General features: G+C 67.0%; 19 protein-coding genes and 3 pseudogenes. 11 read left to right on the top strand and 11 right to left on the bottom strand.

The genetic code is table 11. The features are described from left to right. Window positions 1–504 precede the first annotated feature (504 nt). A complete protein-coding gene (locus tag OG252_RS00110) occupies window positions 505–1,650 on the top strand; it encodes a Fic family protein (RefSeq protein ID WP_329332703.1) in 1,146 nt (381 codons plus the stop codon). Between the two features lie 115 nt (window positions 1,651–1,765). On the opposite strand, the gene tpg (OG252_RS00105) is transcribed toward OG252_RS00110, so the two are convergent. The 5 genes and pseudogenes from tpg (OG252_RS00105) to OG252_RS00085 all read right to left on the bottom strand — a co-directional run. Continuing rightward, window positions 1,766–2,323: a telomere-protecting terminal protein Tpg gene (gene tpg / locus OG252_RS00105; protein WP_329332701.1), complete on the bottom strand. Its 558-nt coding sequence runs from the start codon at window positions 2,321–2,323 to the stop codon at window positions 1,766–1,768. 5 nt (window positions 2,324–2,328) lie between these two features. Continuing rightward, window positions 2,329–4,428, bottom strand: coding sequence for a telomere-associated protein Tap (gene tap / locus OG252_RS00100; protein ID WP_329332700.1), 2,100 nt, complete (start codon window positions 4,426–4,428; stop codon window positions 2,329–2,331). A 57-nt stretch (window positions 4,429–4,485) separates the two neighbouring features. Continuing rightward, complete coding sequence (locus OG252_RS00095) at window positions 4,486–6,864, bottom strand: DEAD/DEAH box helicase (RefSeq protein WP_329332698.1); 2,379 nt, start codon at window positions 6,862–6,864, stop codon at window positions 4,486–4,488. A gap of 180 nt (window positions 6,865–7,044) precedes the next feature. Further along, window positions 7,045–7,365 (bottom strand): hypothetical protein, encoded by a 321-nt coding sequence (locus OG252_RS00090; protein WP_329332696.1) that lies wholly within the window; start codon window positions 7,363–7,365, stop codon window positions 7,045–7,047. A gap of 101 nt (window positions 7,366–7,466) precedes the next feature. Further along, window positions 7,467–7,619 (bottom strand): annotated as a pseudogene (locus tag OG252_RS00085) (telomere-protecting terminal protein Tpg); the annotation flags it as partial. A gap of 46 nt (window positions 7,620–7,665) precedes the next feature. Between OG252_RS00085 and OG252_RS00080 the strand changes: the two are divergent. The 5 genes from OG252_RS00080 to OG252_RS00060 all read left to right on the top strand — a co-directional run bounded on the left by OG252_RS00080 (window position 7,666) and on the right by OG252_RS00060 (window position 11,380). After that, complete coding sequence (locus OG252_RS00080) at window positions 7,666–7,845, top strand: hypothetical protein (RefSeq protein WP_329332694.1); 180 nt, start codon at window positions 7,666–7,668, stop codon at window positions 7,843–7,845. A 694-nt stretch (window positions 7,846–8,539) separates the two neighbouring features. Then, window positions 8,540–8,887 (top strand): hypothetical protein, encoded by a 348-nt coding sequence (locus OG252_RS00075; RefSeq protein WP_329332692.1) that lies wholly within the window; start codon window positions 8,540–8,542, stop codon window positions 8,885–8,887. A 7-nt stretch (window positions 8,888–8,894) separates the two neighbouring features. Further along, window positions 8,895–9,626: a hypothetical protein gene (locus tag OG252_RS00070; protein WP_329332691.1), complete on the top strand. Its 732-nt coding sequence runs from the start codon at window positions 8,895–8,897 to the stop codon at window positions 9,624–9,626. Between the two features lie 61 nt (window positions 9,627–9,687). Further along, window positions 9,688–9,933 carry a hypothetical protein gene (locus OG252_RS00065; protein WP_329332689.1) on the top strand — a complete coding sequence of 82 codons (246 nt, stop codon included), beginning with the start codon at window positions 9,688–9,690 and terminating at the stop codon, window positions 9,931–9,933. A gap of 607 nt (window positions 9,934–10,540) precedes the next feature. Continuing rightward, window positions 10,541–11,380, top strand: a complete 840-nt coding sequence (locus OG252_RS00060) for a hypothetical protein (protein ID WP_329332687.1) — start codon at window positions 10,541–10,543, stop codon at window positions 11,378–11,380. A gap of 302 nt (window positions 11,381–11,682) precedes the next feature. Here OG252_RS00060 and OG252_RS00055 read toward each other — a convergent pair whose 3' ends face one another. From OG252_RS00055 to OG252_RS00040, 4 genes are all read right to left on the bottom strand, one after another. Next, a complete protein-coding gene (locus OG252_RS00055) occupies window positions 11,683–12,750 on the bottom strand; it encodes a hypothetical protein (protein WP_329332685.1) in 1,068 nt (355 codons plus the stop codon). A 591-nt stretch (window positions 12,751–13,341) separates the two neighbouring features. Next, window positions 13,342–13,632: a hypothetical protein gene (locus OG252_RS00050; protein WP_329332683.1), complete on the bottom strand. Its 291-nt coding sequence runs from the start codon at window positions 13,630–13,632 to the stop codon at window positions 13,342–13,344. A 376-nt stretch (window positions 13,633–14,008) separates the two neighbouring features. Next, on the bottom strand, window positions 14,009–14,518 hold the full coding sequence (locus OG252_RS00045; RefSeq protein WP_329332681.1) for a hypothetical protein: 510 nt from the start codon (window positions 14,516–14,518) through the stop codon (window positions 14,009–14,011). Window positions 14,519–14,535: 17 nt separating this feature from the next. Then, window positions 14,536–15,198, bottom strand: coding sequence for an RNA polymerase sigma factor (locus OG252_RS00040; protein ID WP_329332679.1), 663 nt, complete (start codon window positions 15,196–15,198; stop codon window positions 14,536–14,538). 264 nt (window positions 15,199–15,462) lie between these two features. Between OG252_RS00040 and OG252_RS00035 the strand changes: the two genes are divergently transcribed. After that, window positions 15,463–16,713 (top strand): hypothetical protein, encoded by a 1,251-nt coding sequence (locus tag OG252_RS00035; protein WP_329332677.1) that lies wholly within the window; start codon window positions 15,463–15,465, stop codon window positions 16,711–16,713. 152 nt (window positions 16,714–16,865) lie between these two features. Here OG252_RS00035 and OG252_RS00030 read toward each other — a convergent pair whose 3' ends face one another. Beyond that, window positions 16,866–17,228, bottom strand: coding sequence for a hypothetical protein (locus OG252_RS00030; protein ID WP_329332675.1), 363 nt, complete (start codon window positions 17,226–17,228; stop codon window positions 16,866–16,868). A gap of 350 nt (window positions 17,229–17,578) precedes the next feature. On the opposite strand from OG252_RS00030, the gene OG252_RS00025 reads away from it, so the two are divergent. The 3 genes and pseudogenes from OG252_RS00025 (at window position 17,579) to OG252_RS00015 (ending at window position 20,251) form a co-directional block, all read left to right on the top strand. Then, the gene (locus OG252_RS00025; RefSeq protein ID WP_329332673.1) at window positions 17,579–19,642 is read left to right on the top strand and encodes a DUF3710 domain-containing protein; all 2,064 of its coding nucleotides are present in this window, start codon (window positions 17,579–17,581) and stop codon (window positions 19,640–19,642) included. Window positions 19,643–19,684: 42 nt separating this feature from the next. Next, window positions 19,685–19,997, top strand: a pseudogene (locus OG252_RS00020) (DUF6247 family protein). After that, a complete protein-coding gene (locus OG252_RS00015; RefSeq protein WP_329332671.1) occupies window positions 19,994–20,251 on the top strand; it encodes a hypothetical protein in 258 nt (85 codons plus the stop codon). The pseudogene OG252_RS00020 and the gene OG252_RS00015 overlap by 4 nt, the downstream one beginning before the upstream one ends. 112 nt (window positions 20,252–20,363) lie before the next feature. Here the strand turns inward: OG252_RS00015 and OG252_RS00010 are convergent, their stop codons facing one another. After that, window positions 20,364–21,422, bottom strand: a complete 1,059-nt coding sequence (locus tag OG252_RS00010; RefSeq protein WP_329332669.1) for a hypothetical protein — start codon at window positions 21,420–21,422, stop codon at window positions 20,364–20,366. 212 nt (window positions 21,423–21,634) lie between these two features. On the opposite strand from OG252_RS00010, the pseudogene tpg (OG252_RS00005) reads away from it, so the two are divergent. Continuing rightward, window positions 21,635–21,937 (top strand): annotated as a pseudogene (tpg, locus tag OG252_RS00005) (telomere-protecting terminal protein Tpg); the annotation flags it as partial. Window positions 21,938–22,961 lie beyond the last annotated feature (1,024 nt).

The following is a 22,961-nucleotide window of genomic DNA, read 5'->3' as shown; positions in this document are numbered from 1 at the left end:
CCGGGGCCCTGACGGCACAGCCAGAACTGCTGCAGCAGCCCTCTCAGCAGGCCGCGGCTCTCGTCGGGATCCAGGCTGCCCTGCTGCCATGACGTCCCACCGCTTGTTCCAGGCACAGGGCACTGGCCGCTGCTCCACGCAGACCACATCGGACAGGCCGGACTCTTTCCGGACGGTCCACACCGACACAGGCCCAGCACGCCCTGCGCACCGAGGCCGACTTCGAGATGCCGCACGAGTCGTGAGGACGGGCTGTCCAGGGGCTGCCGCTGATGTGACCGGCCTGCATGGATCCGACGCACATCCGCGTCCGTGGCGATGGTCACCGACGATTCTGCCCGCCGCCAGCCACTGACCAGGACGCGACCCCGGTTCCCTGGCCCTGGAACTCGAGGTGTTCGAGGGCGGTGAATTCCGGGCGCGGCGGCCGATGTCCCGCGCAGGTGCTGGGCTTCATCGGACACCCGCAGTGATTGAGTGATAGGTAAGGGCATCATGCGCGGCATGTTGCATCGGACTCCGCAGCTTGCCGCCGTCGACCGACACGTGCTCCACGAGGTCACTGTCATGCGCCGTGACCTGCGCCAGGTCGTCCAGCAAAGTCCCGCGAAGTGGACTGCTGATCTGCGGCGGTCACTGACCGCCTCGGCGATCGCGGCGTCCAACACCATCGAGGGCTACCGTGTCGACCCCGTCGACGTGGCCGATCTCCTCGACGGTGAGCGGGAAGGGGTGGATGCAAGCGAGGAAGACAAGGCAGAAACCCTCGCCTACCAGCAGACGTTGACGTACATCCAGTCACTGTGGGACGTGGAGGACTTCGCGTACTCCAAAGGGCTGCTCAACGCCCTGCACTGGATGCTCCAGGGCCATCACCATCCGCACCGTCCCGCCGGCCGGTGGCGGCAGAAACCCATCTTCATCACGGCGGCCGGCAACCCGCACGCGACCGAGTACGAGGGCCCCCACGAGCGGTATGTCCCACATCTGATGGGCGAGCTGGTGGCCTGGCTGAACGAGGGCGACCTCGAAGCCGATCCGCTGGTGCGCGCCGCGATGGCCCACCTGAATCTGGTGAAGATCCACCCGTGGATCGACGGCAACGGCCGCATGTCACGCAGCCTGCAGACCCTCCTGATCGCCCGGGAAGGCGTGCTGGCCCCGGAGTTCTCCTCGATCGAGGAATGGCTCGGCATGCCCGGCAACACCTGGGAGTACTACAAGATGCTGCGGGAGGCAGGGGGGCCGATGTACTCCCCCGAACGCGACACCCTGCCCTGGGTGCGCTTCAACCTGCGCGCCTACCACGAGCAGTCCCAGCGCGTGCAGCACCGCGTCAAGCGCTCCACCGACTGCTGGATCGCCCTGGCCGAGCACACCGAGCGCTTCAGCCTCGCCGAACGCCAGATCACCGCCCTGCACGAAGTCGCGATGACGGGCCGTGTGCGCCGCTCCCGCTACGAAAAGGCCGAAGTTCTCAGCAACCAGCAAGCCGTCCGCGACATCCAGGCCCTGACCCGGACCGGCCTGCTCACCGCGGTCGGCAACACCAAAGCCCGCTACTACATCGCCGGCCCCGCCTTCCCGCCCGACGTCCTGGAAACCGCACACCGGCGCCACACCATCACCGGCCCCTACCAGCCCCACTAGATCGCAGCAGTCCAAGGCCAATGATCGAAGACGGTCAGGGAACGCAGGACGGGTTGATCGGTCCGGGCGTGCTTCGGCTCAACAAGCAGGTGCCGGACCTGCGGCAGGCGTCGGGTCAGTAGTCGAGGTCGAGGTAGTCGATGTCGTTGAGGGTGACGTCGGAGAGTCCCATGGCGCGGGCTCCGCTGTCCTGGAAATAGATCTCTTTGAGTCCTTCGGCGATGATCTGGCGCATCTGCTGGTCGCTGGCTCCGGCGTCACGAGCGTTGAACAGGCGTTGTGCGTAGGCCGGGGGGAGGTGGACGGTGAGGCGGCGGAAGCGTCCGTCGTCGGTGGTGCCGACGGGTGCGGTGTACCCGAAGCGGGCCCTGGTCTCCACGGTGATCCCGGTCGTGGTGGCGGCTTGTTGCTGTCGGCGTTTGCGGACCTGGGGCTGCCACCGCTGCCGTACGGCGGCGTCGATCCGTTCGGCGATGGCTTGGGGCGGGTGCTTGCGTTCGCCCTTGCGGTAGCGCTCCACCGACCGCTGGCTGACCCCGATCTCCTGGGCAACGGCTTTGGTCGTCTTGAGCTGCTTCATCAGGAAGTTGATGCGTGCCTGGAGTGTCTTGGGCGGCTGGCGGGTGAAGGCTTCCCGGTCGGCGCGTTCGATGGCGTCGTCGATCTCTCCCACAGCGTCTACTCGCCTTCGTCCAGGACGGCGTCGCCGCCCTTGATGTGGCGGGCGGGGTTGTAGCCCTGTTCCATCAGGTCGACGGCCCAGAGCATCGACTGGACGCCCTCGAGCTTCGCCAGGCCGGGTGTGGGTCCGAGGCGGAATCCGCCGGGCTGGGGCTTGCCGGAGGCGGCGTAGGGCAGGAAGTCCAGCGGGCTCTCCCCGGGCGAGGGGTAGACGACGCAGTCGGAGAGTACGGCGAGCGGGTACAGGCCCGTCATCGCCGCCATGTTGCGCAGCTTGCGGTGCATGTTGATGCGGGCCTTGGAGATGACGGCGGCGCGGATGTCGGGGCGCCAGGTCGGCCGCTGGAGGGCCGGCCACCGCTCGCCCTCCTTGTACTTCTTGCCCTGGGGGCGTTCGCGGAGCTTGCCGATGCCGCCCTTGACGGTGGCCTTGATGGCGGCGAGGACGGCGGCCATGGCGGGGTCGGCGTCCTTGTGCTGTTCCATCGCGGTGAGGAAGGCGCGGTCGTCGAGGTCTTTGGTGACGCCGAGGTCGGCGAGGGTGTCGACGTAGGCGTTCTTCAACCGGTCGTGCCACGGGTCCAGGTAGGCGCCGGTCTCCCGTCGTAGGTACCCCTCCAGGGGCTGGACGTTGTAGCCGAGTTCCTGGGCGTAGGCGACGGTGTGCGTCTGGTACCAGGCCGGTCCTGTCGGACGGGTGCCGTCTGGCGTGAACGGTGAGGGCAGGCGCGGGTCCACCTCGACGTGGGACAGATCGACCAGCCAGCTCCCGGGGATCTTCGGGTTGAAGGCCGGGGCATGGAAGTGGTCCGGGGCGGACAGCCCGACGACCAGGCGGGCCGCGGCGGCGAGGAACGCGGTGTTGAGGTCCAGGCCGACCGCGAAGGGCAGCGTGCACTCCTCATCGGTGAGCAGGTCCACCGGCCGCGCCCACTGGTACGCCTCCTCGTTGAGGAAACCGCCGGTCCAGCCGGAGTTCACGACGACGGGGTGCTCGGGGGTTGCCTCCGGTGGCGCCGGGTCCATCGGCTCCGTCCCCAGCGAGCCCGGGTTGTGGCCAGGCACCCAGTTCCCGCTCGCTTCGTCGCGCACCGCGCGGGTGGGCGGGCGCAGCGCGGTCATCAGCTCCAGCCCGGACACGGCGGTGGAGCCGCGTGGGGTGATGACCCGAGTCGCATACACACCGAGGACGCGGGCGACGTCGGCCGGCTCCATCTGAGTCACGCCGGGCCAGGACCGCTCATCGAGTGCGTCCCAGGACAGGACAGCGAGCTGCACGCATTGCCGCTCGCGCCCCTGCGCCTTGCGGTAGATCCTTGCCCAGGGGCCGAACCCGCGCTGGGTGAGCCGCCACTTCGCCTTCACCACCTGCTTGACCACCGGATGATCCTCCGGGAGGCGCAGGGAGCGGCGCTGCTCGTGGCCTTCCAGGCGCTCGGGGAGCCCGAGCTTCACGGCGGCCGCGGCCGTGAGCACGATCAGCGGGTCGCTGTCCTTGCCGTTGCGGTGCAGGCGCGGCGCACCGAGGCCGGACTCGCGCAGCGTCCACTCCACCAGCTCCACCACGGTGGTCGCCGGGCAGTCGAGCAGGATGCCGCCCGTGCCGTACGCGCAGCCGTCGCCGTCCAGGACCGCGAGGGGGCCGTGCGGGAAGCGCGGATCGGCTGCGGGCTGAGCCGCTTTCTTCGCGGCCGGACGGCGCGATGCCGCGGCCGGCGGGGTGGCGGGACGTGCCGGTCCCGTGGCTGGAACGGCGAGAGCCCGCGGGGCGTCTGCCGTCTCCACCTCGGACGCGGCCGTCTCACTGGACGCCGCTGGCACCGGCGCGGCTGCCGAGGCGGCACCGGGGGCGGGATACTTCGCCGCCCACCCGTTCAGCAGCCGCTGGTAGGCATCCAGCCGCGGCGACTTCGGCTCGCTTCGGCCGTTCTCCCAGTTCTTCACCGACTGGGTCGTCGTCTTCAACGCGGTGGCGAGGCGGGCCTGGGTGATGCCGGCAGCCTCACGCAGCCGGGCCCGCTCCGCCGGAGGCGGGAGGTGCGGCTCCTCGTTCAACAGAGCGTCGACGGACGCGAACAGCTCTTCCTCAGATGCCATTACCTGCACCTTCACGTCAGGACTTACTTAACCAAAAACTTATCCCACTCCTTAGCCTTACTGTGCCCATTCCAATCCCACCGCGGCGAGCGCGGCGAGTTTCTCGGCGGTGAGCTTGGCGCGGCGCCCCTTCTGATTCATGATCCACACTCCAAGCTTGACGGGGTGCTCTTGGCCGTCGACCTCGACCGCCTCTACGTGAGCTCTGGGGACGGCCACCGACCCCGTGCGGGCCTTGTACTGCGCCAGGGCCGCAACACCCCGCTCAAAGGCCCCCACGGGCGTCGTGGACGGCTTCGGGAGCTCCGGGGCCGGAGGCGTGATGCCGAGCTGCTCCAGGCGCTCGCGCTGCCCGTCGTGAAGGGCCTGCCAGACCTCCGGCTTGCGCTGCCGGGCCAGCCACTTCCCGATGTCCATGCCGTGGACCGTGAGGCCGGGAAGGACGTCGGCCTGGCCCTCTTCGTCGGCCACCAACTCGCGCAGTGCGGCGTAGTGCCGCTGCCAGTCCGCCGGCCAGGACGGGTTCCAGTCCGCGTCGACGGCTTCCAGCGCGGTCTTCCACTCGGGGTGGTCATCCAGCGCACCGGGCCGCCGCAAATTCGCGAGCCACATCCCCAACGGCCTGTCCAGCATCGCTGCGGACCTGGGAGCGCAGAGTGTCCAGTGCTGGTCGTAGTAGGCCTTGGCGGCTTCCAGGTTCTCCTGGAACCGTTCATCCGCCAGGGACCAGACCATGCCGAGCTGTTCGAGTCGCCGCGCGCGCTGGCCGGTCATCTGCCCGGCTGCGTAGGCGCGTCGTTGTTCTGCGACCCATTGTCCAAGTGGTGTGGCGCCCTCGCGGTGTCCGTAGGGCACGCGGGCGTTCCCGACCCGTTCGACGTACGTCTTCAGCTTCGCCCAGCCACGGGCCCAGTCCTGGCGTTCGGTGTCGATCACGTTGAAGGAGACCCAGTCCGCGACCATCACGGGATCCCTGGGGGCGGCGAAACGGAGCAGCAGCCGTGATTCTTCCTCGCCGTCTTCTGGCGCGACGCCGATGTTCACGGACGGCTGCGCGACGTCCTTCTGAGGCTCCTGGGGGATGGCGAGCAATTCGACGGCCTCTTCATCGTGGGCCCGCAGCCCTTCCAGGACTTTCACCAGGGGCCGGTAGGAGCCGGAAGTGAACATGTCCTCGGGCTGCTCTCCGGGCTGGAGGAAGACGGGCACGATCAAAGAGGCGAGCTTGCCCTGTCCAGGCTTTTGGCGAAGTGCCCGGCCGATGGCCTGGACGATGTCGTGCGGCGCTCCCTTCGGGTCCAGTAGGGCAACTGAATCCACGCTTCGAATATCGACACCCTCGCCCAGGACCCGGCAGTTGGAGAGCACGGCGCGCTGCGCCGTGGACCCGAACGAACCCAGGACCTCTCGCCGGCGTTCGGGGACGTGCTCGCCGCACAGCCAGTCCGCCCAGATCCGCTTCGGGTAGGTCTCGGGCTGGTCGGCGTGCAGCTTCGCCGCGACGCGCTCCAGGCCCTCCGCGTAGGCCTGTGCCTCGATGGTCCGGTGGTGGAAGGCGATGCACGTCTGCAGGTCGTGCTGCGCCATGGTGTGCAGCAGCGCGGCCTGGAGGGCGCCGAGGCGCTGCCCGCGGACCTCTTCGGTGTGCCGCTCCTCGCCCATCAGCTTCTTCGGGGTGACGACCGGATCCTTCAGCTCCAGCACGATGATCTGGTACCGCGCCAACAAGCCCCGGGAGACGGCAGATGCGAGCGACAGCTTGTACAGGACGGGCCCGAAGACCTTCTCGTCATCCATGGACGCCGCCATCTCGCGCGGCAGTGGGTCCCGCACCCCCTCGGCAACCTCGCGGTTCAGCCGCTCCTCCCAGATCCGCGGCGTCGCCGTCAGGTACAGCCGCCGGTACGCCGGGATGACGGTCTGGTCATGGATGTCCGCCCACGCCTTACCCATCGAGCCACTTGTTCGGTGGGCCTCATCAACTACAGCGAGGTCTACCGGGGCCAACTTCTGGCCGTAGGTGCCCTCGAACGCCTCCGCGAGGACGCCCAGGGAGGCGTAGGTGACGTAGATGGTCACGGGCCCCGTGCCGTGCCACAGCGCCAGCTGGATCGGGTTCGTGGTGGCGCGCACCTTCATGCTCCACAGCTCCGGGTCGTCCTGGAGCGAACACACCGCCACCGCCGGCCCCTTGTGCCCGGCCTCGTGCCACGCCTTCACCGTCTGCGCCAGCAGATCCAACGTCGGCACCAGCACGAGAATGCGCCCCTTCGGCACCAGCCGCTTCGCCGAAGCCGCCGCCATAATCGTCTTCCCCGTGCCACACGCCGCGTGCAGCTGCCCGCGCAGGCCGTGGAAGGGAATCCCGCCCGTCGGAACATCGAAGCCGCGCATGATGGCATCAACGGCCTCGACCTGATGGGCACGTAGTTTCACAATTGCCCTTGCCTCTTCCCTTGGGCTTCCAGTCCTCTAGGGGTGTCGGGAAGCGCTGCAGCATCTATGTGAGGGTTCCAACCCCCGTGACAGACGAGGCCAGCCAGGCGCCTGGCTGGCCCTTCCGCCGAGGGTGCGGGGCTGCCCGAGTGAGCCCCTTCTGCTGTGTGGCAGGCCTGGTTAGGCCGCCCGGTTGTCGGGGTGGTCCTTCTTACGGTGGTTGGCGATGCTGGCGGGGGCGCCGCTGTAATCGCAGTCAGTGCACTTCTTCCACGAGCAATTCGGGTCGGTGACGGCGGCGTGGCGGACTGAGTGGTGCGATCCGTAGCCATGGGCGTGGAGCAACTGTGCTACAGACCCGTCGTACTTGAGCGCCATGAGCGCTGCTTCGGCGATTTTGTCGTGGCCGGCGGCGAAGAACTTGCCGAGGCCGACATCCTTCCCGCAGCCGCACCAACACTTGCCGGTCGGGATGAGGCGGGGCTTCTCATTGTCTGGCATGCACCCAAGGTAGCAACCCTTGGGTTAGTGTCAAGGAATGCGTCCAAGGATGGAATCCAAGGGGGCAATCCAAGGGATGCATGCGACGATGCTCCTAGGTTAGTGAGTCGCGGGAACCGTCCGTCGTCGGTCGTGCCGATCGGCGCGGTGTACACGAACCGGGCCCGGGTCTCCACGGTGATGCCGCCCGTGGCGGCGGCCTGCTGCTGCCGGCGCTTGTGGACCTGCCACCGCTGCCGTACGGCGTCGTCGATCTAGGCCCTGGCCGTCCTGGACGACCTGCCGGAGCATGCCCGGGAGATGGTGCGCGACGTCCTGGACATCGCCGGCCGCGACCCGTGGTCCTTCCCGCCCTTCAACGCCCGCGATCCCGAGGGCGAGGACGTGCGCTCCGCCTCGGTCGGACAGGTCACCGCCGTGTACTGGATCAACCGCCCCGCCGGACGCCTGTACGTCATCGACATCGTCTGGCTCGGCTGATCCAGCCTCGAACGACGCTCACATGCAATGCAGGTGAAGCCGATGCCAGGCCTTGAAGGCGTGGGCGATCGGCTTCACCTGGGCAGGTGCGCCAACACCTGCATCTTTTCCCTGTGTGCGCCGGTTGGAGCCAGTAGCAATCAGGGCGGACCGGACCTGCAGTGCAGATCGCGCTCCGTGGTTAAGAGCATGACCCAGGCCATCCGAGATCATTCGGCATCAAGCGGTGCGGTATTGAATCAACCCAGCTCAGGAGCTTGGCCCGCTACCGACACAGTGGAGTGAAGTAGCAACCCTAGAACACGCTCTGCGCGCCTCGTACGGGTCGACGATCACGGCTTTGACCTGCGGTTTCATCCCGTTCGTGCACGTCAGAACGGTTGTCAGAGGGGCATGGTAGGACCTCGTGCAGGGCGTTGACCTGCGGATTCATCGGGCTCTCGGTCTCTGCAGTCCGGTCGATGCGCGACAAGGTGTGGTTCTAGGGCGACTTCGTCGCATTGGATCGCTCGTGAATCAACGCTTTGACCGACTGTTGGTTGTGCCGTACGGGCTGAGACGCTTTGGGGCAACAAGTCCTTTCGTGTGAGTGGGAGCGCCAACTCTCGCTGTGTGTGCGGAGGGATCAACGGTTGGAGCCGAGTAGCACCGTCCGGCGACCAGAAGATCGCCGGACGGTGATTAGGGAGACTTCATGGGCGTCAAGCCCTCCACCGCGGCGACGGCGGCCGCCATGCCGAAGGCGTCCGGCCTCGACGTCATATCCGTGCCCGCGATGGCTACCGACACGGTGCCCTTCGTGCGCGAGACCACCTCCACGAGCGGGCGCTTCGGCATGCCGCACGCGCTCGTGATCATCGTGTGCATCGCCACGGCGGCGATCCTCGCCCCGCCCGACATGGGCGTCAGCGACATCCTGCTGCTCATGTCGGGCGCCGGGGCCATCGGCGCCGTGGTCGTCGTGACGGTGGTGAGCGGCGGCCGCGGCACCGGCGGCCGGATCGGCCGTTTCATGCGCGCCTACTTCACCTCGGGGAACTGAGGCCGTCATGGGACGCCCTGAGAAGCCGGTGGACCGTACGGTCCCGGCGCGCGCGAAGCTCGCGGACTTCCTGCGCGGCCTCAAGGCCGACGCCGGCATGACCTACGAGCAGATGGCCAAGAAGACGAACGGCCTGCCGTCGAAGGCGACGCTCGAGCGTGCCGCCTCCGGCACCTCCGTCCCGACCTGGGACACCGTCGTCGTATTCGTCACGGCCACCATGACGGCCAATGGATGGCTCATGAGCACCAGCGATCCCATGATCCGCGCCCGGAAACTGTGGATCTGCGCGCGCCGGGCCACCCGGGCGCCGTACTACCTCCACAAGGCGCCCGACCCCCGCCTCGTCTCCACCTCGGCGGACCTCAGCCGGGCTCTTCGCCACCAGCACATCTGGGCCGGCTACCCCACTCCTGGCGAGATGGAGCGGATGTCCGGGCCCGGCGAGCTGCCCGCCAGCACCACCCGCCGCATCATCAAGGGCGACATCCTGCCCATCGACCCCAAGCAGGCCATCGCCTTCCTGAAGGCGTGCGACGTACTCGTGCGCGCCGACCTCGAATCCTGGCTCGCTGCAGCGAGCCGAGCGCTCAAGCACGACAGCGCACCCAGCCGGACGAACATCAACCAGTGGATCAGGGCCCACAACCTGCTCCCCGAGCTCGATGACACCCGCGAGGAAGAGCTCGACGAGCTACTTGTGTACCGCGAGAAGAAGGAGCTGGAGCGGGCGGCGTAAATTCGGGCTGACGGAAAGCACCCCCCAGACGTGATCTCGTCCGGGTGGCTACGTAACTGACGTGCGACAACGCCCCGTCCCCGGCATTGCAGCGGTACTGCTGCCCGGTCTGGTTGCGGTGGTGGTCCGCCGAGGAACCGACGTGATGTGGATGGCGCAGCCGCCGATTCAGGTGTCGCCGACAGGGAACGGCGAGGTGGAGATCGCTGTCGCCGGGGCCACGGAGGAGGACCAGGTGACCGCCTTCTCCGCGGCGGACACTCGGGCTTTCCTCGACCAGCTCCGAGCCGAGTACGGCCCCAAGTAGCCGCGTTCGTGAACTGTGGGCCCACGCCGGTGACGGGATGGGCCCACAGCTTTACCTGCTACTCGTCGCCAGGAGTCGTCTGGTTGTCCCTGGTCGCAGCGCGGCTGCGGGCTTTGCGGAATGCCCAGGCGCCGATGGTGACAACGAGAGTGGCGCAGAGGCTGCCAAGGAACTCGGGCAGAGCCGCGGAGAACAGGCCGATCACGAAGACGCTCCATCAGTGTGTGCGAACTTCCGCACTGACGGGGCGGCTTTCCGCAACGGGCATCGGCCGCTCCAGCGATCTTGCGATCACCAGGCGGTTCACCCGCTCGGATTGGCTAGGGCGGGCCAGCACGTTGCGTGCCCTCCGGCGGTCACGAGCCGCCTGTCGGGCGTGATCCCGACGAGAGCTGAAGGCAGATTCCCACGACGAAGGCGCCGAGGTAGGTGACTCTCACCGAATCGAGGTGTGGTCCGCGTCACGCATCAGACGGCGTCCGGGCGGGATCAACCGCTCTGCCCGCGGAGGTGATCACGTCGGATAACTCCGCCTCCATTATCCGTCGCGACAGAAGCGGGCATAGTGGACGCGTCGAAACGGGTGCGACGAAGGGAAGGGGACCACGTGAGCAAGCACCCCGACCTGCCTGACACGCTGGTCCACTTCACCGGCCGGCCCCGCGGGCGGAAGGACCTGCCGCCCGCATTCGCGCTGGGCACTCCCGAGGAGCGCATGCTGCGCATCCTGCACAGCGGCGTGCTGCGCGGATCACTGGACTACTGGTCGGACGCCCCGGTGATCTGCTTCAGCGAGCTCACGGAGGACGCCCGCCGCGTCATGCTCCGCGACGGCTGCGGGCCGCGGGGTCCGTACGAGCCGTGGGGGCTCATGCTCGACCGACAGCAGCTCATCCAGGCAGGAGCCCGGCCCGTCCTCTACCTCTCCGCCGAGGAGATGGGCGAGACGGGCCAGCTGCCCACGCGCCTGCGTAATCGCCGGGTGCGCTACGACCCGGGCAGCTCCGACTGGCTGCACGAACGGGAGTGGCGGCTCTGCTTCGAGGGCGGGGACGACCCTGTGCTGCCCGTCACGCCGCAACTTGTCGTCGGTCTCATCGTGGGCAACCAGGGCTGGACGCCGCAGCCCCGCAGTCTGAGCCCCTCGGAGATGCTCTCCCAGTGGGAGATCTCGGTGCAGGCCGTGCGGCGGGCGATGGAGGAAAACAGAGACCTGCCCTGGCAGAGCATTCCCGTGCACGCCCCCACCATGAGCTTTGCCCGACCCGCAAACGGCCTGCCCCGCTGGTACTGGAACGGCCAGGAGCTCGTGCCGGACGGCATCATCGACATCCAGACGCAGGAATGGGAGGCGGTGACCCGCTGGGCCGGTGTCCTGCCGGGGCCCAGCGTCACCGTCCATCCCGAAGAAGTCTGGGATGAGCTGCGCGGTGACGGCCGTGTCTGAGACGTCGGATCCCGACGAGGTCCATCCCTTCGCCCCGACGCTTCCACCCGCCGGCTGCCGAGGCCGAGGACCCGGCCGCGAGGCCGCCGCCGAGATCACCCCGGACAACACCGTTAGCTAAGTCCGAGCTGAGCGGCGTTTCATAAGGTGGTCGCTCACGAAACACCCCGTCTGACGCAGGCCGAGCTGGGTCCTTTGTGTTCCACGGGTTGTTTCGAGTACTCCGGTCGAACAAATGCGGGCGCGCGTGGATGCCGGTGTCCCACCGCGGCCCTCGCCCGAGCGGCTGGGGAGGGCCGATGTCACGTCGCAGGCGCGGTCTTCGGCAGCATGACCACCATCTCGTTGAGGACCGCGTTGAGGCGGATGGGCTCGGGAAGGTCGTCCATGCTGATGCGAGGGACGGTGTGGCTGATCGGCCGGTGCATCACGTCGTCGGCGATGTCCTTGAAGGCCGCGAGCCTCTGCGCGTGGTTCTTGTCGTTGCGCTTCATGCTGAACACGTGCTGGGCCGCCACGCGCTTGAAGTCGGTGTGCCCGAAGACCGGCGGGATGTGGTCCAGGATCGAGCGAATCATGGCGGCGCAGGCATATGGGTTCTCCGCGACGTAGGCGTCGTTCAGGCCCTGGCACAGGGCGATGAGCTTGTGCACCTTCCACCGGGTCGTCGCGGCCACCGTCTCCAGGTCGGCCATGAGGTCGACGTCGACGTACGCGCCCCGGCTCGGCTCCGCAGCCACGGCCTCCTCCTGTACGACGGTCGGGGCGTACTGGGCGGCGTTCGCGGCGACGATCTCGCAGGTCTTCTCGATGTACTCCTCCACGGTGTGCATGCCGCGGAACTGCATGACGCTGCGGGTGACCTCCCGCTCCCAGGACCCGTCGCCGAGATGGACGCCCCCAGTGCTGATGGCCGGCTCGTAGGAGAGCAGGTCGGGCAGCGCCTTGACGAACCACGGTCGCAGGTCGGGGAGCGTGGTCGTCAGTTCGCCGGAGCGCAGGATGACGCTGGGGACCTCGTCGGCGACGAGCGGCCTGCTGATGTACCGGTCGATCATGTGGCGGAGGGTGCGCATGAACGGCTCACCGACTGTCATCCGCCCCTTGGGCAGCCTGGAGGCGCCGGCGACGGTCAGCCGTACCCGGTGGCCCGGGTCGATGGGCGCGCGCATGGGGACGGTGTAGCCGTAGCCGGAGGCGAACGGAGCCTCGTTGCCTACGCGCGGCAGCGAGTGGAAGACGGCGTCGGCGTCCTGGCCGCGCATGTCGAACACGTGCTGCACGTTGGCCCACAGCGGCCACTCGCCCGTCTCGTTCCACGGCTGGGCGATGGCGGAGAGCAGGCTCCGCTGGTCCGGCGTGAGCGTCACGTTGAGGAGCGTATTCAAGGAAACCCCTTGGTGCGAGGCGAGTTCCGTTTCGCCATAGACGTCGTCCAGCGAAATCCCGGCGGCACGCGCGAGTTTGTGAAGGGTGGTCACCTGCATGCGGTGCATGTCGCCGAATCGGTGCGGAGGTGCGGGACTTGATCAGGCGGGCGCCGGTCTCGGGGTGGCAGCCGGCCATCAGGAAGCGGGCGACCTGCTTGCCCTCCTCGTCGAGCTCGGCGCCTTCGACGATACCAACGGCCTCCAGACCGCTGCCCATCCAGAGCAAGGCGGTCCCGCCCTCGGAGCGCAACCGGTAGTCAACGGCTTGGTCCTCGCCACAGTCCAGGACGACGCTCTGTTCGCCGTCGAACGCGACCACGGCGCATCCGGCCTGCTCCTTGAGCCGGTACTCGACCTGCGCGTCCTCCGTGATCTTCGTGACCCAGGCCACCAGCCGCCCCTCCCCGTACTGCGCTCCCCGCGCGCTTGTGCTTCTCACCCGGCCTGCCGGGTTCTCCGCGAGGGAACCCCCTTTGTCCTTCCCCTCTATTTGATCATCACCAAGGAGCTGTCGGGCACTACCCGGCTCCGTCACCGGCGGACGGGCGGCGAGACGACCGGAGAAGAAGCCGGGGGCGTAGTCGACGGTGCCGCGGACGAAGGAGCGCCGGTCTGGTCGGCGGGAGGGGACTGCGTCGGGGCCGTGGAGACCGTCGACGGCACGGTGGTCTGGAAGACCGACGGGTCCTTATCCCAGATGAGGTACAGGACGGTGACGATGCCGAGGCCGACCAGGATGGCCGCGCCCAGCCTCGGGTTTCGGTAAGCGATGTAAACGCCGACCCCGCCAAGGGCCAGAGCAACAATGAGGGGCAGCGTCATCGATGCCACCTCAGTCCTCGACGGTAATTAATGAACGAATAATCCATGTGGTCCTCCTTGGCCTCTCAACATGAGGACGGAGCCACGAGCCCCAAACTTTCACGTGGGCCACAAACGACGAAGGGCCCGGCCCCCCTGTGTGGTCGAGCCACGCGGGGGCCGAGCCCTCCTTATGTCGGTAAGAGTGTCTGACTTGACCACACCCTCCGCTCTCCGACACCGAGCGAAGGGTGTGGTCCCCCGAATCAGACGGCTTACCGACAAGGGAACCTTCTATTGTTCAACTACGGTGTTGCGACTGTTGATTTGGTGCTTTTGCTGCTACTAGCAGCGGTCTTTGATTCCATTGTTGTTGTTGATGGGATGGTATGCGGCACTACTGAGTGTCGCTCAATCCGTGCTCTAATCTCGTTCCCGCCGAACAGTTTTGTTCAGCGATTCTCTGGATTTCGTGGATGCTCCGCAGAACGCTGGGCCGCTCCGCAGAGAGATCGAGCGCAAGGTCATCGACGATTGCGACGGCCACTTCGTCGCCAGCTTGAGCCGCGTGGAGCCACCACACATAAGCTGCTTCTTCGTCGTCTACCTGCTCTACGATCTCCGCTATTCTCCTATACAAGCCTCCCTTCTCCTGATCCTTCTCCGATGTAACCGCGAGGAGGACTCCTCGCAGCTCGTCCCAGAGATCCTGGAGGACCTCCTGGACGACTTCCTCGGCTACGGCCGACTGTGGGTAGCCACTCGAACTGGCTACACCGCAGGCTGCCCGCCCCCGAGCAATCCCTATCTTTGAGAAAAACTCATTAAGGAATTGCTCGGGGTCGGGTCGGTCGCCTGAGGAAGGTTGGGAGTAGTGCGCCACGGTGAGCCGATCAACGACATCCACTATGGCTTCCTCCCTTCTTAGTTCCCCTTGTAGGCTTCCTCAAGAGCCTTGAGAGCTCTCTTCTCGTAGCGGCGCGCAGTTGCCTCCGAGATCCGGAGAATTGCAGCCACCTCTACGATGCTGTACTCCCGCGCATAGCGCAGGTGGATGACCAGACGCCAAGTCGGATTCAAGCTATGAAGGACATCGAGCGTCCTGCCAAAGCTCTCCTCGTCATCGACGCGCAAGTAGTCGTCGCCGTTCTCGACTTCTTTCCTGGCATCTTTTTCTTCTCGCCGCGCCCGGCTTGTCTCGCTTCGGATAGCATCTATCGCGGAAGAGACAACGCACTTGCGCGAATAAGCAGGGTTACTCCATACTATGTTCCTGAAATTTTCCTCAGGCCACTTCTTCCAAAACTTCTCCAGAACGTTCTGGAGTGCATCCTGTGCATCCCAAGGGTTGCCAGTGATGCGGAAAGCGGTCCGCAGAAGGTGCGCCGAGTTCTCTTCGCAGTACTTGCCGAAATCGGCGCCGAGGTCATCCAGGGATATCTCCACTGCTGCGTGAGTGGCTTTCTCACACTCAGTGGAGGTCAGACCCGGTGTTGTGGCTGCCAGGCCTGTCGACTCGTCGGCGGTTTGGGACGCTGTGAACGTCCCACCTACCTGCGAGTCTTCAAAGCGGTCGTCGATCTGCACCGACGGCCCCCTTCCCGGTAAGACCGGCTCGGGCCCCGATGCCCAGTGGGGACCGAGTCCGATGGACCAGGGGCGGGAAACCCCTGGCCTGTCAAAGAGACGGAGCAGAGCCGACAGATCCCGTCACGCTGAACCAAGATTTTTTTCCGAGAGTCGTTCTCCCAGGTCACGTCCTCTCGCCGCCGATCGACCCGGGCCTTCGTGGAACGCGAAGCGACCCCCGGCACTTTGCCGACACTGTTGGCGAATTCAATCCGTCGCGTTGTGCGTAGCACTGCCGTGCGGCTCTTCCGGTTCCTGGACCGCGAACTGTCCGCCGGCGCCAAGCCGTTGCGCGACTCCTACCGCGCCCAGCACCGTGCCGCGCACGTCCTGCTCCCGCCGCCCGGCGTCGGCACCGAGGCCGGCACCGTCGGCACGGCGATCGACCAGCGGCTGCGCCTGGCCTTCACCGCGGCCGCGCCCGTCGACGACGCCTCCCTGATCGGGATCGAGTTGTCGGGCGGGGTCGGCGGCCGCGGCGCGGGCCTTCGGATGCGCTCGGTCGGAAACGAACTCACCGCGCGCCTGACCGAGACGGTGCGCCGCCTGGACCTCGACAACCGGGACCTCCCGGTCGACCACGGCCAGAACGAAGAGGAGCACCTGGCCCGCATGCTCATCGCCGCGGCCTGGTACCAGGTCCTCGCCCGTACGCCGATCGGCTTCGCCTTCACCCCGCTCGCCAAGGCCGCCCTTGAGGACCCCGGCGCCTTCACCTTCGCCCGGCTGCTGGAGCTCCCGGACCGAGACCTGGTGGCCGACATCACCGCCCAGCTCCACGCAGCCGCCCACGGCCCCCTGGAGGCTTTGCGCGCCCGCACCCGGCCCGAGGACTGCGTCGGTGGGCCGACGTTCGCCGGCGCCCAGATCACGGCCGACGCCGACCTCGTTGTCGACGGTCTGCTGCTCGACTTCAAGAGCGCCCGCCGCCCGCTGGCGGAGATGTCCCAGCGCACTGCCTGGCAGCTGACCGGCTACCTGCTGCTCGATGCCGCCGACCGGTACCGGGTCGACACGGTCGGTCTCTACCTGTCCCGCTCCGGGGTCCTCGCCTCCTGGCCCGTCGACGACTTCCTCGCCCTGCTGGGTGCCTGCCGCCGCGACCTCACCGAGCTGCGCGGCGTGTTCGGCGAACTGCTCGCCGGATGCCGGGGCCAGGCCGACGCCCGGTATTCCGGCACGGAGGAGGAGACCGAGCGTGTCCGGCAGCTGCTGGAGCGCCTGGCGCCGGTCGCCGGGCCCGGCTGCTGCCCGGTGTGCACCCAGGCCCTGCCCGAGTCCACCCGCCGGCCCCGGAAGTTCTGCACCACCTGGTGCCGCGACCGGGACAAGGTCCTCCGGCGCCGCGGACTGATGCCCGGCGGCCCGCGCCCGCTGTTCCCCGCACCGCGCAAGCAGCACCTGGACCTCCCCGACGACGCGGAGATTGTGAGCCTCACACCCGTCTTCCCAGGTAGACGTGTCGCCCTGTGAGGCTGTCAGAACCGGTCACCGACCGCTGAGGAGCCGCCCTCGCGAGCCCCGGACGGTCTGCCGTCCGGGGCTCGCGTTGGTTTGGAGAATATGTCGCCTTGCTGCACCCCGCTGTAGGCGCCGCGCTCCTTGTCGGTCTGGCCGTCGTCGCGCTACTCCACAGCCTGCGGTGACTTCGGCCCTGAACCGGCCGCTGCGGGTGATGTCGTCTGGCTCGCCCGTTCGTTCGGATCCTGAGTCGGTGACGCTTCGGGCACCGCGCTGTGAACCGGTGGCATGAGGGGCTGGGACTGGCTCGGGGTAGGCGTGGGCTCCGGTGCGGTGGGCGGGCTGGAGACTCCGAACAGGAAGGCGAGGGCTACCAGGGTCACCGACCCGGCCGTGAAGGCGACGCCGATGTCGCCGGTCGGCGGGACCGTGGTCGAGGTGGCACGCGTGTGCCGGTGGACGGCGTATCCGACGGCAGTCGAGACGAGGAAGATCAGGCCCGCTCCGACGTCGATGGGTACGTTCATTTCTAGGCCTTCGGGCTCAGGGGCCTGCCCGCCTCGACTCTCACATCAACCGCGGGCAGGCCCTGCTTGGCCTCTCGCGGGTGCGGAGGCCCCACCTCGTCCTGCTGCCGATATGGCTGGGTATGGCATCTGTCCGAAGCGGTGGCCGCCATGGTGCGTTGGTGATCTGATTGTCCGTCTGGCCGATACCGCTTGGGGCAGGTCAGAGGGGGAAAAGGCCGGGACAAGTACGGACAGCGTGGGAGCGAGGGGGCCCTGGGATGCCTGATAGAAGAAGGCCGGGGAGGCGGGCGGGGCCTCTGGCGGGGGATACCCCGGAGGCGGCGGAGCTGGCGAAGTGGGTCTGCGCGGTGACGGAGGCTCTCTCACTGCGTGAGCTTGAGGAGCGCTTCAAGTACGGCCGTACGCAGTGGGGGCAGTTCCGCAAGGGGAGCAAGGTCCTTCCGAGCTGGCTCGTGGATGACCTGGTGCCGGCGTTGGTGAAACCACAGGCTCAGCAGGTGCAGTTACAGCTTGGGCGCCGCTTGCAGAAGGCGGCCGAAGCGGCAGCGGTGGCCCGGGAGGCGCAGAGCGGCAGCGTCCCCATGGGCACCGAGGTGGAGCTGCAGGTACGCCTTGATGAGGCGCGGAAGGCGACGATCGAGGCGCAGAAGACGCTGCTGGGCACGACTCAGGTCATCTACATGCTGCTGCAGCTGGTGACGTCGTTGCAGGGCCGGTGTGAGGCGCTGGAAGCCGAAAGGGATCGCGCTACCGCGCCGGCTGCCTCCCTGGATCGCGTGCAGCAGGAGCTCGCCGCGACCAAGCAGAAGGTTGATCTGGCCAAGAAGAAGCTGAAGCGTGCCCGCGAGACACGCGAGGAAGCGGAGGAACTGAACGTCACGGCGGAGGTGACCGCTGCACGGCACGAACGTGCACTGGAGTGTGTGCGAGCCGCCCCGCTGGAAGCTCCTGATGGGCCAGGGGATCCCGCCGAGGAGGCACCCGCCGACGCTGCGGAGGCAAGCTCGGTGGTGGATGGACTTCGTCCGCTGTGGGAGTACGACGCGGATCTGGAGGCGGCCGACCAGCAAATGGAGGCCCACCAGGCGGACCTGGACGTCCTGCGTTCCCAGATGGGTATCGACGCCGCCGAAGAGGGCGGGAACATCCTGCAGGGAGTCGTTGTCCACGAGGACGCCGCGGACAACCGTGCCACATCAGAAGACGGCAGCGTCAGCCACAACGTGCCAAGCCCTGCCGTTGAGGAAACGGCGCTACACATGGGGAAATGGCCCGCGGATCCCTTCATCAGGCCCCCCGGTGCTCCTCGTGACGTCTCGGAGGTTGATGATCCTGAAGCCGGACGGCTGTGCCTCGGCGCCCTGTACGTCCCCGAGGTCAGCGGAGTCCGTCTCCACTTCGGCCTGCTGAACGGGAAGCCTGTCGGGCTGATCGCGGAGATCGACGACTACCAGTTCGAGATCCGGCTTCGCCTGGGTTTGCGGAACATGGGCACCTGGAGCCGCCACAACTTTGCGACCGCCCGCGATGACCTCGCGGAGAGTGGACCGGTGACCAACTGGATCGACCGCGATCAACTGCTGCCCGGCTGGGGGCCAGCAGTCGCAACGGAGTACAGCGTTGCTTCCACCGTGAGAGGGAGCAAACAGCAGTATCAAGTGATCGTTACAGGCTGCGATGGCCCCGGCTGGGTCCTCCAGCTGACCTGTTTCAGGCCGCTGAAGTTCATTGGGTCAGCCCTGGAACGAAGCACGTTCCGCTTGCTCCGCGCCGTGCTCGAGGACTCGGTGATCGCCCCCAGCGGCCGGATGGAGGCGGGCCACTACGTCCTGGAACGTCCAACCTCACACCCAGCTCCCCGGCGATCCTCGTTCACCTACAAGATCAAGTCAGCCGAACCTTCCGTACCCGCCACCGGCGGGCGCCGCAAGTCGACGTTGTCCACGGACAACGCGGACAACTCGACTACCAGGGAAAACCCTGTCCGCGCGGCGTCCACGGACAACGTAGCCAGCAAAAGGCGGCCTAGGGTGTCCGCGCCGCGCTGGGTGGTGGTGAAAGACACGGTCGCGTGCCTCACCATGCTCCTCTGGACCGGAAGCCTCGCAGCAGGACTGACATACCGGCAGGAAGCCAACCTCAAGTTCTTCTGGGACGGCGTACTCACGTACCTAATGGTCTCGTTCATGCTTGTGGCTTCCGCCGTGATCTTCGGCCTGGTCATCGCCATGAGCAACTTCACCCACACGCGAGAAGGGGCCATCCGCGAGCCGGCTGGAACGTCCTGTCTCGTGATCGGACTCACCGGAGTCCTCACGCTGGTGAGTTTGCCCATCGCCTCTGCCAATCCAGATGTCCTGCCGTGGATGGGCGAGTGGGGAAAAATCCTGAGCGACACACTTCTCGCCTAGGACCCGTCCATCCGTTCCAGGCTCCACTGCCGGGAGGACCAGATGAGCGCGCAGCCCGACCACGCACCCGTCACCCCGTACGCCCCCGCCCCGGCAGCTCCGGGCTGAACTGCTCGCGCAGTTGCGTGCCGACCGGCGTGCCGCTCAGTGGGTGCCGGCCTTCGAGCGGGAGTGGGCGGCGGCCCTGGAAGAGTCGCGCCAGACGTTCTCCCTTGCCGCCCTGTACGAGGTCGTCCAGGACTGGCAGGGCCGCCTCGCCCACGCCCCGGCGGTGGATGCGTTCGTCGCCTCCGGCCACGACGACAGCGACGCCATCGACATGGCGGAGCTACGGGGCAGGCGAAGGCGCCGGTGACCGCACAGCCGTACGCGGTCCGCTTCTCACCGCCGGCCGCGAAGGTCCTCGATGCCCTCCCCGAGGACGTCGAGGACACCGTGTGGGACGTCCTGGACGCCGCCGGCGACCCGTGGGGCTTCCAGCAGTGGAACGCTGAGGACCCCGAGGGCGAAGACGTGCGCTACGCGTCCGTCGGCCAGCTCTCCCTCACCTACTGGATCAACCGGCCGCTGCGCCGCCTGACCGTCCTGAACATCGTCTGGCTCGGGTAGCCGTACGTGACAGCGCTCTGCCCCCGGCATACACCTGCCGGGGGCAGAGCGCTTCGCGTGTGACGACTTCTCAGATCTGCTCGCAAGAAGCAGACAGGGCATACGCGCGCTGCTACTCGGGCGGTGTGACCAGGCGCGTCGCCTTCGGGTCGACGTTCGCAGCGCAGTCCAAAGTGGGCAGGTCGTGATCGGGAAGGCCGGCGAGCGCGACCGCAGCCTTGCCGGTCAAATGCGCGCCTTGGATCGACTGCCCGTCAGCGACGGCAGCATAGAACCGGGCCGCGTACGCGATCGCGTCAAGATCACCGATCGTGTCCGACATGCCGATGGCGAAGGGAACATTGTCGACCAGGTTCTTGGTCTGCGCGGCGGAGTTGCAGGAGTTGAGAAGGACCAACAGCGGCGGCTCGTCGACGGCCGCAATGGCGCTGGCGAAGGCCGCGGCCGTGACGATGGCACCCTCGTGGCGCTGGTCGAGGTCCTTCTCGAAGACGATCAAGTCTTCCGCGCTGTGGCCGGAGAAGTGCACGACGTGAGGCCGGAACCGGGTAAGCCCATCAAGGAGGACGTCTGCCGTCGCCGCTGGATGGACATCCAGTTCCACCAGGTCCCGGTGCGTGGCCCTCTCCACGGCCGCACGGATCCGCTCCTGCTCGCGGCCGACTCGCAAATCCCCGGCTGAAGCGGCGCCCAGCATCAGCACCCGCAGCTTCTCGGGCTTTGGCGCACGCAGTTCTTTCAGCACCGTGCTCACCTGCTCCTCGGCGGTCGACAAACGGTTCTCCATGCTCGCCTGCTCGGCCGCGGCACGCCGCTCCGTCGCCTGTTGCTCACGCTGGCGCGCCTTGTCGGCGGCATCCCGCTCCGCCCTCTCCGCCTTGGCCAGCTTGGCCTCCAGGGCCGCCGCCTCGGTGCCGTACTTGGCGGCTTTGCCCTCCCAGGTACTGGCCTCACGCGCGGCCGTGTTGGCCGCAGCCTCGCAGCGGGTGGCAGCGCTCAGCTTGCTCTTGATCGTGGTTGCGTTCTTCGACTTGTCGGCAGCAGCCCGGGCCTTCGCCGCCTCCGAACGCTTGCCGGCCTCCTTGACCCGCAGCGCACTCGCCTTCTTCTCAGCGTCAGTGCGCGCCTTCCTCTTCCGGTCCAGCTGGCCTCGGTACAAACTCACGCTCATGGGTGGCCCTTTCGACGGTCCCGTACCGACGGTACTTCGCGTCACTGACATCCCGGCTGCCCTGCTTGTCCCGCTGTGAGGCTCGTACCTGCCGCGGCTGCGCTCGACTACGGCCTGTCCCAGCGCGCCCTGATCGCCGTCTCCAGTCGCTCCGTGATCACCCGCCGCCCTGCTGCGCTCGCCCACAGCGGCCTCCAGGCCCTCGAACCTGGCGTCGGCAGCGCCAGGCCGCGACCACGACCGGGATCACCGTGGAGACCCGCGCCCGCTTCGGGTACACCGCGCCGATCGGCACGACCGACGACGGACGGTTTAGGCGACTGACCGTGCACCTACCCCCGACCTACGCGCAGCGCCTGTTCGACGCCCGCGACGCCGGGGCCAGCGACCAGGAGATGCGCGGGATCATCGCCGAAGGCTTCAAAGATATATATTTCCAGGACGGTGGTGTCCGCGCCACGGGACTGTCTGATGTAGCCATCAACGACATTGATTACATCGACATCGACTACTGAACTGAAAGGGACTGAAAGAGCGTTCTCTCCGCGCAGCGGTAAGTACTCGGAGACTGCTTGTCGACCTTAGACAATGAATCGAGCCACGGATTCGATAAATCGAAGAGACTCTGGCGGTGCAAATTGATTAATGATAATAGTGGCTGCGATTGCGGTCAGGACATTCAGAGAAAATGTGAGGCCTAGCAGGGATTCAGAGTCCCACTTGTAGGCCCGGTGGGGGTGGTCGACGCGCCGCACGAAAAAGTCCACGACCTGGGCCGCGCTCACGGTGGAAAAAATCAAGATAACAACGGCTGCGATGCCACGGAATGAGGGGAATCCTTCAACCGTTCTGAGTTCATTTGCCAGGAGGAACAAGAAGGTTAGAAGAGCAATCGAGGCCATGATGAGCGCGGCGTTTCCGAGCTTCCACTTCCAGTTCCTCTTCTTCTGTGGAGGCTGCGTATCCGTGAGCTGGGCTAGTAGATCAAGGGAGGGCGGAAGAGGCCGTGAGTCGGGCGCAGGTCGTCGGCGGGGCTGAGGGTTTCCTTCGCCTCGCTCAGCACGTCGAGAGTCTTGAGCTGCACGTCGAGCTTCTGCCCGGCTGACCCCTTGAGGCTGCGAGTGGTGTTGCTGGTCGGGGCCGCTGCTTCCCTGACCCGTCCCTTCACGTCGAGGGGCCTTGCGGCCGCTCTGTGGAGGCCCTGGTGGCTTCTGGCGATGTCCGCCGCTACGACGCGGTTCTGCACCTGACAGCTTTGAGAGAAAAGACCCGCCCGACGTCGGCCTCGGCGTGGAAGGCTCCTGAGGCACCGCAGCTGCTGTGCTGGCTACATCCGGGCTGGGGGCCCCCGCCTCAGGCGCCGGCTGACTGCTGAGGCCGTCAGGGGAAGAAGTGTCCGGGGCGTCCACGTGACCGTTGATCACACGCCACAGCGCCTCACGGGACGCTTGGACGGATGCTGCGGCCGCCTCATGGGCCTCTTGGACGGATGCTGCAGCCAGTGGTGCGTTTACGGGCTTGACCTGTGTTGCGGGTTCC

This window comes from Streptomyces sp. NBC_01352 (assembly GCF_036237295.1).
GTDB lineage: Bacteria > Actinomycetota > Actinomycetes > Streptomycetales > Streptomycetaceae > Streptomyces > Streptomyces plumbiresistens.
Note: the sequence above shows the minus strand (reverse complement) of the source record. Positions and strands in the feature narration are given on the sequence as shown.

Excerpts from the sequence above, each read along its gene's own strand:
- OG252_RS00010 (WP_329332669.1), bottom strand. The coding sequence starts at position 21,422 with ATGAGCGTGAGTTTGTACCGAGGCCAGCTGGACCGGAAGAGGAAGGCG.
- tap (WP_329332700.1), bottom strand. The coding sequence starts at position 4,428 with ATGGCATCTGAGGAAGAGCTGTTCGCGTCCGTCGACGCTCTGTTGAAC.
- OG252_RS00110 (WP_329332703.1), top strand. The coding sequence starts at position 505 with ATGTTGCATCGGACTCCGCAGCTTGCCGCCGTCGACCGACACGTGCTC.
- OG252_RS00075 (WP_329332692.1), top strand. The coding sequence starts at position 8,540 with ATGGGCGTCAAGCCCTCCACCGCGGCGACGGCGGCCGCCATGCCGAAG.
- OG252_RS00050 (WP_329332683.1), bottom strand. The coding sequence starts at position 13,632 with ATGACGCTGCCCCTCATTGTTGCTCTGGCCCTTGGCGGGGTCGGCGTT.
- OG252_RS00070 (WP_329332691.1), top strand. The coding sequence starts at position 8,895 with ATGGGACGCCCTGAGAAGCCGGTGGACCGTACGGTCCCGGCGCGCGCG.
- OG252_RS00080 (WP_329332694.1), top strand. The coding sequence starts at position 7,666 with ATGGTGCGCGACGTCCTGGACATCGCCGGCCGCGACCCGTGGTCCTTC.
- OG252_RS00090 (WP_329332696.1), bottom strand. The coding sequence starts at position 7,365 with ATGCCAGACAATGAGAAGCCCCGCCTCATCCCGACCGGCAAGTGTTGG.
- OG252_RS00030 (WP_329332675.1), bottom strand. The coding sequence starts at position 17,228 with ATGAACGTACCCATCGACGTCGGAGCGGGCCTGATCTTCCTCGTCTCG.